The 15816-nt window shown below is 73.0% G+C and carries 13 protein-coding genes; 5 read left to right on the plus strand and 8 right to left on the minus strand.

Annotated elements, in window-relative coordinates; all coding sequences use genetic code 11:
- Positions 1-153 precede the first annotated feature (153 nt).
- Positions 154-366, minus strand: a complete 213-nt coding sequence (locus tag ACQPZK_RS28545; RefSeq protein ID WP_433535859.1) for an FmdB family zinc ribbon protein — start codon at positions 364-366, stop codon at positions 154-156.
- A gap of 755 nt (positions 367-1121) precedes the next feature.
- On the opposite strand from ACQPZK_RS28545, the gene ACQPZK_RS28550 reads away from it, so the two are divergent.
- From ACQPZK_RS28550 to ACQPZK_RS28560, 3 genes are all read left to right on the plus strand, one after another.
- Entirely contained in the window at positions 1122-2150 is a 1029-nt protein-coding gene (locus ACQPZK_RS28550; RefSeq protein ID WP_433539341.1) for a lytic murein transglycosylase, read from the plus strand.
- A 67-nt stretch (positions 2151-2217) separates the two neighbouring features.
- On the plus strand, positions 2218-3234 hold the full coding sequence (locus tag ACQPZK_RS28555; protein ID WP_433539342.1) for a GNAT family N-acetyltransferase: 1017 nt from the start codon (positions 2218-2220) through the stop codon (positions 3232-3234).
- Positions 3235-3325: 91 nt separating this feature from the next.
- Positions 3326-6604, plus strand: a complete 3279-nt coding sequence (locus ACQPZK_RS28560; RefSeq protein WP_433535860.1) for a lamin tail domain-containing protein — start codon at positions 3326-3328, stop codon at positions 6602-6604.
- A 55-nt stretch (positions 6605-6659) separates the two neighbouring features.
- Here the strand turns inward: ACQPZK_RS28560 and ACQPZK_RS28565 are convergent, their stop codons facing one another.
- Together ACQPZK_RS28565 and ACQPZK_RS28570 are read right to left on the minus strand one after the other, a co-directional pair.
- Positions 6660-7163: a helix-turn-helix domain-containing protein gene (locus tag ACQPZK_RS28565; RefSeq protein ID WP_433535861.1), complete on the minus strand. Its 504-nt coding sequence runs from the start codon at positions 7161-7163 to the stop codon at positions 6660-6662.
- 349 nt (positions 7164-7512) lie between these two features.
- Positions 7513-7860: a MerR family transcriptional regulator gene (locus ACQPZK_RS28570; protein ID WP_433535862.1), complete on the minus strand. Its 348-nt coding sequence runs from the start codon at positions 7858-7860 to the stop codon at positions 7513-7515.
- A 57-nt stretch (positions 7861-7917) separates the two neighbouring features.
- Between ACQPZK_RS28570 and ACQPZK_RS28575 the strand changes: the two genes are divergently transcribed.
- A complete protein-coding gene (locus ACQPZK_RS28575) occupies positions 7918-8490 on the plus strand; it encodes an NADPH-dependent FMN reductase (protein WP_433535863.1) in 573 nt (190 codons plus the stop codon).
- A gap of 9 nt (positions 8491-8499) precedes the next feature.
- Entirely contained in the window at positions 8500-10026 is a 1527-nt protein-coding gene (locus ACQPZK_RS28580; RefSeq protein ID WP_433535864.1) for a DHA2 family efflux MFS transporter permease subunit, read from the plus strand.
- Here the strand turns inward: ACQPZK_RS28580 and hemB are convergent.
- Genes hemB through ACQPZK_RS28605 form a run of 5 tightly spaced genes read right to left on the minus strand, consistent with a single transcriptional unit; the run spans position 9977 to position 15690 of the window.
- Positions 9977-10960 (minus strand): porphobilinogen synthase, encoded by a 984-nt coding sequence (gene hemB / locus ACQPZK_RS28585; RefSeq protein ID WP_433535865.1) that lies wholly within the window; start codon positions 10958-10960, stop codon positions 9977-9979. The genes ACQPZK_RS28580 and hemB overlap by 50 nt on opposite strands.
- A gap of 23 nt (positions 10961-10983) precedes the next feature.
- Positions 10984-12564 (minus strand): uroporphyrinogen-III synthase, encoded by a 1581-nt coding sequence (locus tag ACQPZK_RS28590; protein ID WP_357129203.1) that lies wholly within the window; start codon positions 12562-12564, stop codon positions 10984-10986.
- Complete coding sequence (gene hemC, locus ACQPZK_RS28595) at positions 12561-13529, minus strand: hydroxymethylbilane synthase (protein WP_433535866.1); 969 nt, start codon at positions 13527-13529, stop codon at positions 12561-12563. The genes ACQPZK_RS28590 and hemC overlap by 4 nt, the downstream gene beginning before the upstream one ends.
- The gene (locus ACQPZK_RS28600; RefSeq protein ID WP_433535867.1) at positions 13526-14923 is read right to left on the minus strand and encodes a glutamyl-tRNA reductase; all 1398 of its coding nucleotides are present in this window, start codon (positions 14921-14923) and stop codon (positions 13526-13528) included. The genes hemC and ACQPZK_RS28600 overlap by 4 nt, the downstream gene beginning before the upstream one ends.
- Entirely contained in the window at positions 14920-15690 is a 771-nt protein-coding gene (locus ACQPZK_RS28605; RefSeq protein WP_433535868.1) for a redox-sensing transcriptional repressor Rex, read from the minus strand. Before ACQPZK_RS28605 ends, ACQPZK_RS28600 begins: the two co-directional genes overlap by 4 nt.
- Positions 15691-15816: the final 126 nt, after the last annotated feature.

A 15816-nucleotide genomic window follows, 5' to 3' on the forward strand; every position in this document is an offset into this window, starting at 1 on the left:
GCGTGGAACCTCCGCCCGTGACGTCGGGTTCATGCTGCCTGAGTCCGAGCGGTCACGCATCGTGAGAACGGCCGGGCACGTGCCGCCTCAAGGTGCCACTCGAACCCGGTCCCGGCAAGGCCGGTTCACGAGTCTGCCGCCGAAACCGCCGGATCAGCAGCCGCAGGCGCCACCGCAGCAGCCGCCACCCCCGCCGGACGCCGGCGCGGCGCCGGTGCCGCGACCGGTGACCGACACCGCCGAGAGCAACTTGACCGTGTCGGCATGGCCCTGCGGGCAGGTGGCCGGCGCTCCGGCCTCCGCCATTGGACGGTTGACCTCGAAAGTGTCGCCGCAGGCGCGGCATCGGAACTCGTACCGGGGCATGCCACAAGGGTACGTGGCCTGACGCCGGTCGGGACATGAGTGATACTCGACGGGTGGTGGACGGCGAGGACAAGACGCGTGTGCAACCGCTTCGACCGGCCGCGCCGCTGGACGGGCCGCTGGCGGAGTCGGGCGCCGCGCCGGATCCGGCGCCTCCGGTCGTGCCCCGCCCTCGGCGGCCCTGGCTGAGTGACGGCACGACCGACCCGAAGGCCACACCCCCGGCCTCGGCCGACGCCGCTCCTCCCTCGACAGTCGACGCCCCGGCTGCTGATCGGCACGAGGGCGCCACCGCCGACGCCACCGCCGCGACGGTGGTCCCGGCCACCGCCGCCACCCTGTCGACCACCCCCACCCCCACCGCCGACGCGGACACCGCCAGCACGGCCACCGCCGCCGCAGGGCAGGCCGGAGGGCCCACCGACAGCCCGGCGGGCGACAGCACCGAAGGCGCTGAAGCGACGACCGCCGGCACCACGACCGCCGGCACCACGACCGCCGACCCGGCGAAGACGGCCGCCGACCCGGCGACAGCTGACGTCGCAGCCGCCGAACCGGCGACGGCCAGCACCACGGCTGCCGAGCCGGCGACGGCTGACATTGCGGCCGCCGACCCGGCGACGGCTGACACCACGACCGCCGAGCCGGCGAAGGCCAGCACCACGACCGCCGACCCGGCTAAGACGGACGACGCCAAGGCCGACACCGCCAAGGCCGGCGACGGAACGGTCGCGGCGGGCGGCAGCGCCACCGACCTGACGGCGACCAAGGTGGAGGGCGTCGCTGCCGTACCGGCGGTCACGCCTGGCCGGCGGCGGCGGGTGCCGTTCGCACACGCCGTACGTCTGCCCCCGCCGCGCCAGGCCGCGGTGACCGCCGCCCGGGCGACCCGCGACTGGTCCCGTAGGCCCAGCGGGCGGCTCACTGTGCCCGGAGTGTTCCTGCTGGCCCTGGTCGCGGCGACCGCCGCCGCGGGAGCGCTGCTCGTCCCGGCGACCATCCGCGGGTCCAAGCCCGTGGCCGTCGACGCCTCGGCAGCGCCGACCGTGGCCGTGCCGCCGGCCCTGCCGATCGACCCACAGCCGACCGGTCCGCTGCCCACCGGGGCGGTGCCGACGGGCGCGTTGCCGACCGGCCCGCTGCCCACCGGGGCGTTCCCCACCGGCGTTGTGCCGACCGGGCCGGCAATCGCTCCGCCGATCGGCGGTCGTCCGTCGGACGCGCTGGCCGGCTGGGCGCAGCAGGTCGGGGCCAAGGTCGGCATCCCACCCACCGCCATGCAGGCGTACGGGTACGCGGAGCTGATGCTCGCCCAGACGAACCGTAGCTGCGCGTTGAGCTGGACGACGCTGGCCGCGATCGGTCAGGTCGAGTCCGGGCACGGTTCGGCCAACGGCGCGCGGTTGGGCGCCGACGGCAAGGCGCTGCCGCAGATCATCGGGCTGCCGCTGGACGGCAAGGGTGGCCGGATGCGGATCATCGACACCGACCGCGGGTCGCTCGACAACGACAGCACCTACGACCGGGCGATCGGCCCGATGCAGTTCATCCCGACCACCTGGCAGGAGATCGGAGCCGACGCCGACCAGGACGGGGTCAAGGACCCGCACGACCTGGACGACGCGGCGCTGGCGGCCGGCAACTACCTCTGCAAGGGTGGCCGCAACCTCAGCATCCCCGGCGACTGGTGGAACGCGATCCTGTCGTACAACGACGTGCGGCGGTACGCCCAGGCCGTCTACAACAACGCTGACCGGTACGGACGGGCCAGCCGCCAGATGTGATCGTCCGCGTACATTGGAGAACCGGACACTTCCCCCGGGCAGCCGTTAGCGGCAAGCTAGACGGGTGATGGTGCGCGAGTGGGACCCTAGGACCGCGTCGTCCGCCGAGATCGCGTCGCTGTTGACCACGTTGAACGCGGTGCTGGCGGCCGACCTGCCGCAGGACCCGCCGTGGCGGGAGACCTCCCTGCGGGAGTATCTGGCCGAGGTGATGCCCGGCGAGCGGCGCATCTCCTGGCTCGCCCAGGCCGAACCGGGCGCTGCCGGCGAGGTCGGTGCGGTGCTCGGGCAGGTCCACGTGCTGCTGCTCGGCGACATCGGTGTGCTCGAGGTGCTGGTCCACCCCTCCGTACGACGCAGCGGTCTCGGTCGTGACCTGGTCCTGCGCGCGGCCCGGCGGGTCTACCAGGAGGGCTTCCGGTCGATCGGCGTCGAGGTGGTCGGTGAGACGCCGGCCGTGGCCTTCTACGAGTCGCTCGGCTTCACCCGGGAGTACGTGGAGACGCGCAGCGTGCTCGACCTGACCTCGGTGGACTGGGCCGAGTTGACCGAGATGTCCACCGGGATCGGGGCGGGCTACCACCTGGAGTTCTACCCGGGCGGGCCACCGGACGACCTGATGGAGTCGTACGCGCGGGCCAAGGCCGAGGTGCGCGACGTCGAGGACGGCGAGCTACGTCCCAGCTCCTACGATCCGGAGCGTCTGCGGGACAGCCTGGACACCCTGCACCGGCGCGGCATGAAGCCGTACATCGTGCTGGCCCGGCACGAGCAGAGCGGTGAGGTGGCCGGCCTGACCGAGGTCGTGGTGCCGGCACAGCACCCGACGCGCGCCGACCAGTACGACACGATCGTCGCGCAGGACCACCGGGGTTACGGCATCGACCGGGCGATCAAGGCTCGGATGCTGCTGGAGCTGCGCTCCGCCGAGCCGGAGCTGGCCGAGGTGCAGACCTGGAACGCGCAGGCCAACGAGGCGATGCTCAAGGTCAACGCGGAGCTGGGCTACCGGCCCGACCGGGACTGGTGCGAGTACAGCGTCGACGTCGCCGAGCTGGTGCACCGCCTCGACCCGCCGCGCTGAGGAATTCACGAAAGTGTCCACTAGGGGATGGACGGTGGACAGTGGGGCACCTTAACGTGCGTTGACCCCGTCCACCCATCGTGGAGGCCCTATGCGCCCGCGCCGCACAACAGCCGCGCTCGCGATCGCCACCGCCGCAGTGACCGTCACGGCCCTCGGCGTCACCCCCGGCGCGGCCAGCGCCGCGCCCACCGACCTGTTCATCTCCGAGTACGTCGAAGGCTCGTCGAACAACAAGGCGATCGAGCTGTTCAACGGCACCGGCGCTCCCGTCGACCTCACCGCTGGCGGCTACCAGCTCCAGCTCTACTTCAACGGCTCCACGACGGCGACCACGATCGCGCTGACCGGGACGGTCGCCGCCGGGGACGCCTTCGTCTTCGCCAGCGCCTCGGCCGGGGCGGCCATCCTCGCCGAGGCGGACCAGACCACCGGGGCGAGCCTGTTCAACGGCGACGACGCGATCGTGCTGCGCCGGGGCACGACCGTGCTGGACTCGATCGGCCAGGTGGGTGTCGACCCGGGCACCGAGTGGGGCACGGGCACGACCAGCACGGCGGACAACACGCTGCGCCGGCTGCCCTCGGTGACCACCGGCGACACCGACCCGTCGGACGCGTTCGACCCTGCCGCCCAGTGGGCCGGCTTTCCGGTCGACACCTTCGACGGGCTCGGCTCGCACACCGTGGACGGCGGCGGGCCGGTCGACGTCCCGGCGACGGTGACCTGCGGCGGCCCGCTGGTCACCGCCTCGGGAACGGCGGCGAGCCGGGAGATCACCGCCACCGACCCGGACGATGAGATCGTCGAGCTGGCGGTGACCGGGGTCAGCCCGACGCCGGCCAGCGGCTCGATCGCCCGTACCGCGTTCACCCCCGCCGGCGCGGTGGGCGGCACGGCCCACGCCACGGTCGGCGTGAGCGCCGACCTCACGGCCGGGGCGTACACCGTGACCGTGACCGCGACCGACGCGGGCGGCGGCACCGCCACCTGCGCGCTGGCCGTGCAGGTGACCCGGGAGCTGACCGTCGGCGAGGTGCAGGGTCCGACCACCGACGCCGAGTCCGGCCCCGCCGACCGGTCACCGCTCGCACCGGCGAGCGGCAACGGCACGAGCAGCACGATGTACGACGTCCGTGGCGTGATCACCCAGCGGACGCTGGCCCGTACGTCGGCCGGTGCGGAGCAGAACGGGTTCTTCCTGCAGAGCCGCAGCGGCGACACCGACGGCGACCCGACCAGCTCCGATGGGATCTTCGTCTTCATGGGCACGTTCACGTCGCTGATCGGCGGCTACGTGCCGACGGTCGGTGACGAGGTCGTACTCCGGGCGCGGGTCTCGGAGTACTACAACTTCACCCAGCTCTCCGGTGCCTCGCTGGTCCGCCGGATCGCCACCGGCCTGGACGTGGACACGACGGTCACGGTCGCCGACGCGGTGCCTCCGGTCGAGTTGACGGAGGCGCAGCGCTGGTGGGAGCGGCACGAGGGCGCCCGGCTGCGGGTACGCGCGGGCAGCGGCGCGGTGAGCGGCCGCGACGTCTTCTCGTCCACCGCGGACGCGGAGCTGTGGGTCGTCGACCGGGACGATCCGCTGCTGGACCGTGCCGACCCGTACGCCCGACGGGTCTTCCGGGACTCGCACCCGCTGGACAACGACCCGACCCTGCGCTTCGACGACGGAAACGGGCAGCGCGTGCTGCTCGGCAGCATGGGCGTGAAGGCCACCGCCGGTGACAGCACCGCGCTGCTCCCGCCGGCGCACACCTTCGACACGCTGCGCGCCGACGCGGTGGGCGGCGTCTACTACTCGTTCGAGAAGTACGGCGTGCAGGTCGAGCGGGCCGAGTTCGACGCCGGGGCCGACCCGTCGAAGAACAACCCGCCGAAGCCCGCCGACCGGTCCCAGGAGATCGCGGTCGCGACCTACAACGTGGAGAACCTGTACGACTACCGCGACGACCCGTTCGACGGTTGCGACTTCACCGGCAACGCCGGCTGCACCGGTGTCAGCCCGCCGTTCGACTACGTGCCGAGCAGCGAGGCGGACTACCGCCAGCACCTGACGTCGCTCGCCGACCAGATCGTCAAGGACCTGCACGCACCGGATCTGATCCTGGTGCAGGAGGCCGAGGACCAGGACATCTGCACGGTCTCCGGCACCGCGCTGGCCTGCGGCGACACCAACAACGCCGACGGCGCTCCGGACAGCATCCAGGAGTTGGCGCTCGCGGTGGCGGCGGCCGGCGGGCCCGCGTACGCCGCTGCCTACGACCGGACCGGTGCGGACGCCCGCGGGATCACCGCCGCGTTCCTGTACCGCACCGACCGGCTGTCCCTGGCGTCCGCGACGGCGAGCGACCCGCTGCTGGGCGCGACGCCGACCGTCCAGTACCGCGCCGCCGGCCTGCCGAGCAACGCCGACGTGCAGAACCCCAAGGCGCTCAACGCGGTGTTGCCGTCCGACGTGGACACGTCGACGGGTAAGGACGGGAACAACGTTTTCACCCGGGCACCCCAGCTGGGCAAGTTCACCGTGGCCGCGGCGCCGGGCTCAACCGAGCGGTTCACCCTGTACGCGCTCAGCAACCACTACTCCTCCGGTCCGGACAGCCGGGTCGGGCAGCGGCGGGAGCAGGCGGCGTACGGGGCGGCGATCGTCACCGCGATCGAGGCGGCCGACCAGAGCGCCCGGGTCGTGTACGGCGGTGACCTGAACGTCTTCCCCCGCCCGGACGATCCCATCGCCACGGCCGCCCAGCCCACACCGTCGGACCAGCTCGCTCCGCTGTACGAGGCCGGCCTGCACAACCTGTGGGACAACCTGGTGGCGGACGTGCCGGCCTCGGCGTACTCGTACAGCTTCGAGGGTCAGGCGCAGACGCTCGACCACCTGTTCGTCAACGACGCGCTCTACGGCGACCTCGTGCAGGTGCGGGCGGCGCACGTCAACGCCGACTGGCCGGCGGAGTTCACCGGTGACGGGTCACGGGGTTCCAGCGACCACGACCCGCAGGTGGCGAGGTTCCGTTCGCGGGCGTCGCTGACCGTCGCCGACACCAGCGTCGTCGAGGGCGACCAGGGCACCCGACAGATGGTGTTCACCGCCACCGTATCCCGGCCGTTGTCGCAGCCCGTGCTGCTGTGTGCCGCGACCGTCGGTCTCACGGCCCAGGCGGGCTCGGACTTCGACGCGTACGCCGGCTGCAAGGTGTTGGCCGCCGGGGAGACCTCGGTCGCCTTCCCGGTGACCGTGCGGGGTGACCGGCGGCGCGAGTCGGACGAGAAGCTGACCCTGCTGGTGGCGGGCGTGCCCGGCCTGCGGCTGGCCGACCCGCTCGGCACGGGCACCATCACCAACGACGACTGAACGACGGCGCTGACGGCCCACCGTCCGGTTTCCCGGAGGGTGGGCCGTTCGCGTGTCAGTAATATTCGTCGATGATCGGCGGCGGTGGCAGGTGCCGATGCTGCGCGACCCGCACCTCCCACTGGCTGCGTCGGCGTCGCGCCTCGCGGTCCGCCGAGCTGCGGTGGTAGGTCTCCGGCGGTCGCGCCAGCCCGTAGATGTCCCCCCACCACTCCCCCGGCCCGGGATCGAGGATCGTGTCCAGGTGGGCGGGGTAGCGGCGTCCGGCGCCGTCGTGAACATCGTCGCGGTCGGCCATCGGTTGCACCACCCGGCCCTCCTGGTCCACCACGACCAGATAGAGCCCGGCCGCGCCGAGCAGGCGCTCCAGCACCGCCAGACTCGGGGTCAGACTGCCGGCCTCGACCTTGCCAACGGTCGACGGTGAGACCCTGGCAAAGCGGGCCATCTGGCGTTGGCCCAACCCCTTCATCCGACGGGCCCGCCGGACCAGGCCGGTGATGGGGAACCGGCCGACGGTCGGGCCGGGTGGCGAAGGTGGAACGAGCGCGGAAGCCATCCGACAACCATTCTCGCCCGAAACCCACGACTCAACCCCTGTGGATAACCCTGTGGAAGGCCGGCCCGCGCAGGGCCGACCGCATCCCCCGCGTCCTTTGCTCTGCTTCCACGGACGCGACAGTGCAGGGCTCTGAGTGTTGCCTCCGCTGAAGCAGAGCAAAGGAGGTCAAGCGGTCCCTTGGTGCTTGGGCCCGTGCCGCTGAGCCACCCGTTGAACTGCGGCCGGGTGGGTCAGGGGCACGCGCGCCCGCAGGGCACGCCGCAGGAGAGGGCCGCGCAGCAGCCCTGGCGGAGCAGACCGACGGCGCAGACCGACGGCGCAGACCGACGGCGCGGACCGGGCGGTGTCAGAGTTCGCAGAGGCGGCGACCGGAGCCGATATCGTCAAGCGCCGCGTGCAGGTCGCGGATGCGCCGCTCGGCCTCGGCGGTCAGCCGATCGTGCAGTCCCTGCCAGTCCGCCGGCTGGGGATCGGGTGGCAGGGCCGCGAGCAGATCGCGGATCTCGTTGACGGTCAGTCCGACGCGCTGGGCCACGCGCGCCACCCTGATCCGGCAGGCCGCGTCGGTGTCGAAGCGCCGCTGGTTGCCGCCGGTGCGAGCGGCCGTGATCAGGCCCTGCCGCTCGTAGAACCGCACGGCTGAGCCGCTGACCCCGCTCTCCCGGGCCACCTCGCCGACCGTCAACGTGCCCATCGCCAGTCCCCCGCCGCCATTGACTTCACCATTACTTCAAGTCCTAGCGTCCGAGGCATGACTACGCAAGAGGACACCCCGCCGACCGTCGCCGTGCTCGTCGGGAGCGTCCGGCAACCTCGGGTGGGCCGCTCGATCGCCGACTGGTTCGTCGCGCACGGGAGCCGCCGTGCGGACCTGGACATGGACCTCGTCGACCTCGCCGAGGTGGCGCTGCCGTTCGCCGACACCCCGCCCGGAGGCAACTCGGCCAGCCCGATCAGCGCCCGGTTGGCCGCCGCCGACGCGTTCGTGGTGGTGACGCCCGAATACAACCACAGCTTCCCGGCCGCCCTGAAGAACGCCATCGACTGGCACTACCGGGAGTGGGCCCGCAAGCCGGTGGCCTTCGTGTCGTACGGCGCCAGCTCCGGCGGCATCCGCGCGGTGGAGCAGCTCCGGCTGGTCTTCGCCGAGGTGCAGGCCGCCACGACCCGCTCCGGGGTGGTGCTCCGGGCACCCTGGGAACGACTCGACGTCGAGGGTCGGCTGATCGACGACGAGCCGCTGCGGCAGGCGGCCGACGCCACGCTGAGCGAGCTGGCCTGGTGGGCCGAGGCGCTGCGGACCGCGCGCCGGGCTCGGCCCTGAGCAGACGACATGGACGCGTCTGCGCGAAGGCTCGGCTGGTACCTGACCCTGGGTGGTCTGCTCGCGGTGATCGACACGACGGTCACCGTGGTGGCCCTGCCGAGGCTGGTCGACGACCTCGACACCGACCTCGCCACGATCGGCTGGGTCACCAGCGGCTATGCGCTCGCCCTGGTCGCGGTGATGCCCACTGCCGCCTGGTCGATCGGCCGCTTCGGCGCCCGCCGCACCTACCTGACCGCGCTGCTGCTGTTCACCGCCGGCTCGGTGTTGGCCGGGGCCGCCTGGAACGTCGGGTCGCTCATCGCGTTCCGGGTGCTCCAAGGGCTGGGTGGCGGACTGCTGAACCCGGTCGGGATGGCCGTCGCGCTCGCCGCGGTTCCGCCCGGGCGGCGCGGACGGATGATGAGCCTGCTCGGTCTTCCGGTGCTGGTCGGGCCCCTGATCGGACCGGTGCTGGGTGGGCTGCTGCTCGATCACGCGTCCTGGCGGTGGATCTTCTGGATCAACCTGCCGGTGGGGCTGTTGGCGCTGGCGCTCGGTCGGTCGGTGCTGCCGGTCGCCGACACGCGACGACCACCGGTCCGGCTGGACGTCGTCGGGCTGCTGCTGCTCTGCCCCGGTCTGGCGCTGGCGGTGTACGGCCTCAGCGTCACCGGTGAGCGGGGCGGCGTTGTCACCGCGTCCGTGCTGCTGCCGTTCACGCTCGGCGCCCTGCTGGTGGTCATCTTCGCCGTGCGGGCCGGCCGGGTGCGACAGCCGTTGCTGCGCCTGGCCGTGCTGCGTGCGCCGGGAATGACCCCCGGCGCCGCGACGGTGGCTCTCTTCGCCGCGGGGTACTTCGGCTCGTTCCTGATCATCCCGGCCTACGTGCAGGTGGTACGCGGCGACTCGGCCACCCTGGCCGGGGTGATCGGCATCCCGCAGGCGCTGACCACCGGGCTGACGCTCCAGGTCGCGACCCGGCTCGTCGATCGCGTCTCGGCGCGGCGGGTGGTCGGGCTGGGCATCTGCACCGCCGTGGCCGGCACGGTGGCCCGGGTGCTGGTGCTCGACGCCGACACGTCGTACCCGTTGCTGGCCGCGTTGGGCGCGGTCATCGGTCTGGGCATGGGTGCGACGCTGATGCCGACGATGACAGCGGCCAGCCGGTCGCTTCCGCCCGATGACGTGCCGTCCGGCTCCACGCTGCTCACCACGGTGTCACACACCTCGGTCGCGACCGGCACGGCGCTGATCGCCGCCGTCCTGTCCTTCCTCGCGGACCGGGCGGCCCCGAGCCTGGGTGGCGGGGGCATCACGGCCGCCGGCCGGCTCGACCCGGCCAGCCGGCTCGGGCTCGCGCCGGAACTGGCACAGGCCACCCGGCTGACGATGGCGGTCTCGGCCGTGCTGTTGGCGCTCGCCTGGCTGACCAGCCGGCGGCTTCCGGCCGCCGTCGCGGCTGCCGACGAGGCGGTGACCCCGGCGGGAGCCTCGGAGTCGGTCAGTAGCGCTGGCGGAGCAGACCGGCGGCCTCGACCGCCCAGTAGGTGAGGATGATCTGCGCGCCGGCCCGCTTGATCGAGGTGAGGGTCTCCATCATGACCCGCTCCCGGTCGATCCAGCCGTTCGCGGCGGCCGCCTCGACCATCGCGTACTCACCGGAGACCTGGTAGGCGGCGACCGGGACGTCCACCGCGGCCCGGACCGCCGACACCACGTCGAGGTAGGGCAGCGCCGGCTTGACCATCACCATGTCGGCGCCCTCGGCGACGTCGAGCGCCACCTCGCGCAGCGACTCGCGGACGTTCGCCGGATCCTGCTGGTAGCTGCGGCGGTCACCCTCCAGCGCCGACTCCACCGCATCCCGGAACGGGCCGAAGAACGCCGAGGCGTACTTCACGGCGTACGCCAGCACCGCCACGTCCTGGTGCCCGGCGGCGTCGAGCGCCCGGCGTACCACGCCGACCTGGCCGTCCATCATCCCGGACGGCCCGACCACGTCGACCCCGGCGGCGGCCTGGGCCACCGCCATCTCGGCGTAGGCGGCCAGGGTGGCGTCGTTGTCGACGTCGCCGTCGGGGGCGAGCACCCCGCAGTGCCCGTGCGAGGTGAACTCGTCCAGGCACAGGTCGCTCATCACGACCGTGCTGTCGCCCACCTCGGAGACCACGTCGCGGATGGCGACGTTCAGGATGCCGTTCGGGTCGATGCCGCCGGACCCCGTCGGGTCCCGCTGCTCGGGGACCCCGAAGAGCATGATCCCGCCGACCCCGGCCTGGACGGCCTCGGCCGCCGCCTTGCGCAGCGAGTCCCGGGAGTGCTGAAGCACCCCCGGGAGCGACGCGATGGCCCGTGGCTCGGTCAGCCCTTCCTTGACGAACATCGGCACGACCAGCTCGGCCGGGTCGACCCGGGTCTCGGACACCAGCCGGCGGATCGCAGGGGTGCGGCGCAGGCGGCGGGGCCGGATCTCGGGGTACGACATGGAAGGGTCCTCCTGAACGACGACTACCGGAAGCGCAGGGCGGTCGGCCCCTGCACCTTCGAGCCGCGGCGTTGCTTGGCCGGCATGGCGGCCAGCTTCTCGCGCAGCTCGACGGCGTAGGCGGCGAGCGCCTCCACCAGGTCGGGCACCGAGGCGTGCGGTGGCTGGACGTCGACCCGAAGGCCGAACTCCGTCGCGGTCTCCGCCGTCTTGGGCCCGATCACGGCAACAACCGTGCGCGCATGCGGCTTCCCGGCGATGCCGACGAGGTTCCGCACGGTCGACGAGGACGTGAAGAGCACCGCGTCGAACCCGCCCGACTTGATCGCGTCCCGGATCTCGGCCGGCGGCGGCGCAGCCCGCACCGTCCGGTACGCGGTCACGTCGTCGACCTCCCAGCCGCGCTCGGTGAGCCCGGCGGCGAGCGTCTCGGTGGCGATGTCGGCGCGCGGCAGCAGCACCCGGCCGACCGGGTCGAGGATCTCGTCGTGCGGCGAGAACTCGGCCAGCAGCCCCTCGGAGGACTGCTCCCCGGCGGGGATCAGCTCCGGCTGGATACCGAACGCGCGCACCGCGTCGGCGGTCGCCTCGCCGATACAGGCGATCTTGACGCCGCCGAAGTGCCGGGCGTCCAGGCCGTGCTCGGCGAACTTCTCCCAGACCGCGCGGACCGCGTTCACCGAAGTGAAGATCACCCAGGCGTACCGGCCGTCGACCAGGCCCTTGACCGCCCGCTCCATCTGCGCCGGGGTACGCGGCGGCTCGACGGCGATGGTCGGCACCTCGCACGGGATCGCCCCGTACGCGCGCAGCCGTGCGCTCATCACGCCGGCCTGCTCCTTGGTACGGGGAACGAGCACCTTCCAGCCGTACAGCGGGCGGTTCTCCCACCAGCTCAGCTTGTCGCGCTGCCCCACCCCGACGCCGACGGTGAGCACCACCCGGCCGGTGAAGCCGAGCGCCGCGGCCACAAAGCTGTCCACGGTCGACGTGGTCGTGTACTGGGTCTCGCCGGTGCCGTCACCGGTCACCCCGACACCCGTGGTGCCGTCGACCCCGGCGGCCAGCAGCCCGTCCCGGACGGCGGCGAGGTCACCGGCGTCGACCGCGAGCGCGAGTGAACCCCGGCCGACGGCGGCGGCCAGCGCCTCGAAGTCCAGCGCGCTGACGTCCTCGACGTCGGCGGCGGTACGCACACCCGGCAGCGGAACGCCCGCGTAGGTGGCCACACCCTCGGCCTGACCGACGCCGGGCACCACCTCGAAGTGGGCGGCGGTACGGGCGACGGCCTGCACCTCCTTGACCACCGAGTCGTGGCCGAACGGGTCGCCGGCGACCAGGTGCACCGCGTTCAGCCCGGACCGGGCCGCGGAGATCAGCACCTTCGCCACGTCCCCCGGGGCACCTTCGGCCGGGGTGAACTCGGCGTCGTCCCTGGCCTCGGCACGGACGGCGGCGAGCAGCGACTCCGGGACTCCCCGGTCGTAGATCACCTGATCGGCGTCGACCAGGGCGTCGTGCGCCCGGCGGGTCAGCAGACCTGGGTCGCCGGGGCCCGCCCCGACGAACGCGATACGGCCGACGGGCTTACGGGTGCGGGTCATTCTGTGCTCCCAAATTGCTGGGTCCCCGGGCCGGTGTGTCCTTCGTGGCCGAGGATCGAGTCGGCGCCGAGGTCGAGGAGTTCGGCGGCGAGCGCCTTACCGATCTCCGCAGCGTCGGCGGGCGTTCCGGTGCGGGACAGCCGGAGGTCACGAGTGCCGTCCGGGCTGATCACCGCCCCGCGCAGGTAGATCTCGTCACCGTTCTCGCCTTCGGCGAGCTCGGCGTAGGCGGCGACGGGTGCGCTGCACCCGGCCTCCAGGGTGGCCAGCAACGCGCGCTCCGCGATGACCGCGGCGTGCGACGGTGCGTGGTCGAGCGTTCCGAGCAGCTCGACCAGGTCCTGGTCGTCGACCCGGCACTCCACGGCCAGCGCGCCCTGGGCGGGCGCGGGCAGCATCAGCATCGGGTCCAGCGTCTCGGTGATCACGTCGGCCCGACCGATCCGGGCCAGCCCGGCCCGGGCCAGGACGACCGCGTCGAGGTCGGCATCGGGGCCGAGCACCCGCGCCAGGCGGGTGTCGATGTTGCCGCGGATCGGGGTGACCTCCAGTTGCAGGCCGAGCGCGTGCAACTGGGCGATACGGCGCAGCGCGCCGGTGCCGACCGTGGCGCCGGACGGCAGTTCGGCGAGCGTCCGGCCGCCACGGGCGACCAGCGCGTCGCGCGGATCCTGCCGGGGCGGCACCGCCGCGATGTGCAGCCCGCCGGCGGCGGCCGTGGGCAGGTCCTTGTACGAGTGCACCGCGAAGTCGATCGTCCCGGCGGTCAGCGCGTCGCGCAGCGCGGAGACGAACACTCCGACGCCGAGCCGGTGCACCGGCGCGCTGGAGCGGTCACCTGCGGTGACCACCTCGACCAGCTCGACCGGGCGGCCGGTGGCGGCGATCACCGCCTCGGCGACGTGGCCGGACTGGGCCAGGGCCAGGGTGCTGCCCCGGGTGCCGAGGCGCAGGGGGGCGGTCATCGCGCACCTCCGGTGGGCGGGACGGTGTCGGTGGCGTCCGAGCCGGGCAGCGGGTCGCTGTCGGCGGACAGCATGCCCAGGTCGGGGCTCAGCACGTCGGGGACGGTGTCCACCGGCGAGGTCTGCGGCACCTGCAGGTCGAACAGCTCACGCAGCAGGGCGGCGTACTGGTCGCCACCGGGCTCGGCGGCGAGTTGGCGGACCTTGACGGTGGGCTGGTGCAGCAGCCGCTGCACCACGCGGTGCACCGTACGGGCCACCTCGGCGCGCAGGTCGTCGCCGAGGTCGGGACGACGCTGGGCCAGGCGACGCAGCTCGGTGGCGACGACGTCGTCGGCGCGACCACGCAGCGCCGCCACGGTGGGCGCCACGTCGGCGCCGCGCAGCCAGGTGAGGAAGCCCTCCACCTCGCCGGTCACGATTCCTTCGACGGCGGCGGCGTCCGCCGCGACCGGACCGTCGGCGAGCAGTGCCGCCATCCGGTCGATGTCGATCACCTCGACGCCGGCCAGCTCGGCGACGCCCTCCTCGACGTCACGCGGGACGGCCAGGTCGAGCAGGACCAACGGGCCTCGGGCCGGGTCGCGCTCGGCGAGCGCGGCCTCGACGACCGTCCGGGTGAGGACCGGTTCGGTGGACGCGGTGGCGGCCACTACGATGTCCACTGTGGAGAGCGTGGCGGCCAGCTCGGTCATCGGCGCGGCGCCCGCACCGTACGACTCGGCGAGCCGGACGGCCCGGTCGATGCCACGGTTGGTGACCGTGAGCGGCCCCGCGCCCAGGCGGGACAGCGTGGCCACCCCGAGCGAGCCCATCGCGCCAGCCCCGATCACCAGGGCCGGACGGCCGGCGAGGTCACCGTCGAGGTGCCCGGCCGCCAACTCCAGCGCGGCCGTGACGACGCTCTGGCCGGCCCGGTCGATGCCGGTCTCGGCGTGGGCCCGCTTTCCGACCCGCAGCGCCTGCTGCATGAGCTCGTGCAGCAGGCGACCGGCCGAATCGGCGCCGGTGGCCCAGTGGTACGCGTCGCGCAGCTGGCCGAGGATCTGCGCCTCGCCCACGACCATGGAGTCGAGCCCCGTGGCGACGCGGAAGACGTGGTCCACGGCGGCGGTGTCGTAGTGGACGTACAGGTGGTTGGCGAGCGCCGCCGGGGTGCTGTCGGCCTGCTCGCCGAGGACGGCGCAGATGTCGCCGAGCCCACCGTGGAAACCGGACACGGCGGCGTACACCTCCACCCGGTTGCAGGTGGAGACGAGCACCGCCTCGCTCACGTACGGCTGGGCGACCAGGCGGTCCAGGGTGCGGGTGAGGTCGGCGGGGGGCACGGCCAGCTGCTCCAGCGTGGCGACCGGGGCGGTCCGGTAGGACGCGCCGACGACGAGCAGTTTCACGTGCCGATCGCCTCCTGGGTGTCGGTGCCCGCGAGACCGCCGGGCAGGGCGGTGAGAGCGGACCCGCCGGTGGCGGGCAGCGCGGTCAGCGACGCCTTACGGTGCTCGTGGAAAGACAGAATCTGCAGCTCGATGGCGAGGTCGACCTTGCGAACGTCGACGCCCTCCGGAACAGAGAGTACGCACGGCGCGAAGTTGAGGATGCTCGTCACGCCGACCGCGACCAGCTGATCGGCGACGCGCTGGGCGGCGGGAGCCGGGGTGGCGATCACGCCGATCGCGATGGACTCCTCCTCGGCGACCGCGGGCAGATCGTCGACATGCCGGACAACCAGGCCGTTGATCTCCTCACCGACGCGGGAGGGATCGGCGTCGAGCAGTGCGGCGATCCGGAAGCCCCGGCTGGCGAACCCGTCGTAGCCGGCCAGAGCGTGACCGAGATTACCCACGCCGACCAGGGCGACAGCGCGACGCTGTGTGAGCCCCAGCACGTACTCGATCTGCTCGATCAGCAGCGCGACGTCGTAGCCGACGCCCCGGGTGCCGTACGAGCCGAGGTGGGAGAGGTCCTTGCGGAGCTTGGCGGAGTTGACTCCGGCGGCCGCCGAGAGACCCTCGCTGGAGACCGTTTCGTGGCCGGCGTCGGCGAGGTTGTGCAGCGCGCGCAGGTATTCCGGGAGCCGAGCGACGGTCGCCTCGGGAAGGTCCGGAAGCGCCGGTACGGCACCGGCGCGGCCGGGCGCACCTGGCTGACGGTGCTGACTCATGAGACTCCGTGCGGTGCGATCCTCGGCCAACTCCGCTGGTCGGCCGCTTATGGACTCCCGCTGGCGACCGAGGTTGCCGGCTGTGCTAGCAGGGCGCGTCGGAATCACAGAGTAGGCGCTTGTGAA

This window comes from Micromonospora sp. CA-249363 (genome assembly GCF_050950185.1).
Classification (GTDB): Bacteria; Actinomycetota; Actinomycetes; order Mycobacteriales; family Micromonosporaceae; genus Micromonospora.

Bases quoted from the DNA above. Each gene is read 5' to 3' on its own strand.
- ACQPZK_RS28545 (WP_433535859.1), bottom strand. From the start codon at position 366: ATGCCCCGGTACGAGTTCCGATGCCGCGCCTGCGGCGACACTTTCGAG.
- ACQPZK_RS28555 (WP_433539342.1), top strand. From the start codon at position 2,218: ATGGTGCGCGAGTGGGACCCTAGGACCGCGTCGTCCGCCGAGATCGCG.
- ACQPZK_RS28560 (WP_433535860.1), top strand. From the start codon at position 3,326: ATGCGCCCGCGCCGCACAACAGCCGCGCTCGCGATCGCCACCGCCGCA.
- ACQPZK_RS28565 (WP_433535861.1), bottom strand. From the start codon at position 7,163: ATGGCTTCCGCGCTCGTTCCACCTTCGCCACCCGGCCCGACCGTCGGC.
- ACQPZK_RS28570 (WP_433535862.1), bottom strand. From the start codon at position 7,860: ATGGGCACGTTGACGGTCGGCGAGGTGGCCCGGGAGAGCGGGGTCAGC.
- ACQPZK_RS28575 (WP_433535863.1), top strand. From the start codon at position 7,918: ATGACTACGCAAGAGGACACCCCGCCGACCGTCGCCGTGCTCGTCGGG.
- ACQPZK_RS28580 (WP_433535864.1), top strand. From the start codon at position 8,500: ATGGACGCGTCTGCGCGAAGGCTCGGCTGGTACCTGACCCTGGGTGGT.
- hemB (WP_433535865.1), bottom strand. From the start codon at position 10,960: ATGTCGTACCCCGAGATCCGGCCCCGCCGCCTGCGCCGCACCCCTGCG.
- ACQPZK_RS28590 (WP_357129203.1), bottom strand. From the start codon at position 12,564: ATGACCCGCACCCGTAAGCCCGTCGGCCGTATCGCGTTCGTCGGGGCG.
- hemC (WP_433535866.1), bottom strand. From the start codon at position 13,529: ATGACCGCCCCCCTGCGCCTCGGCACCCGGGGCAGCACCCTGGCCCTG.
- ACQPZK_RS28605 (WP_433535868.1), bottom strand. From the start codon at position 15,690: ATGAGTCAGCACCGTCAGCCAGGTGCGCCCGGCCGCGCCGGTGCCGTA.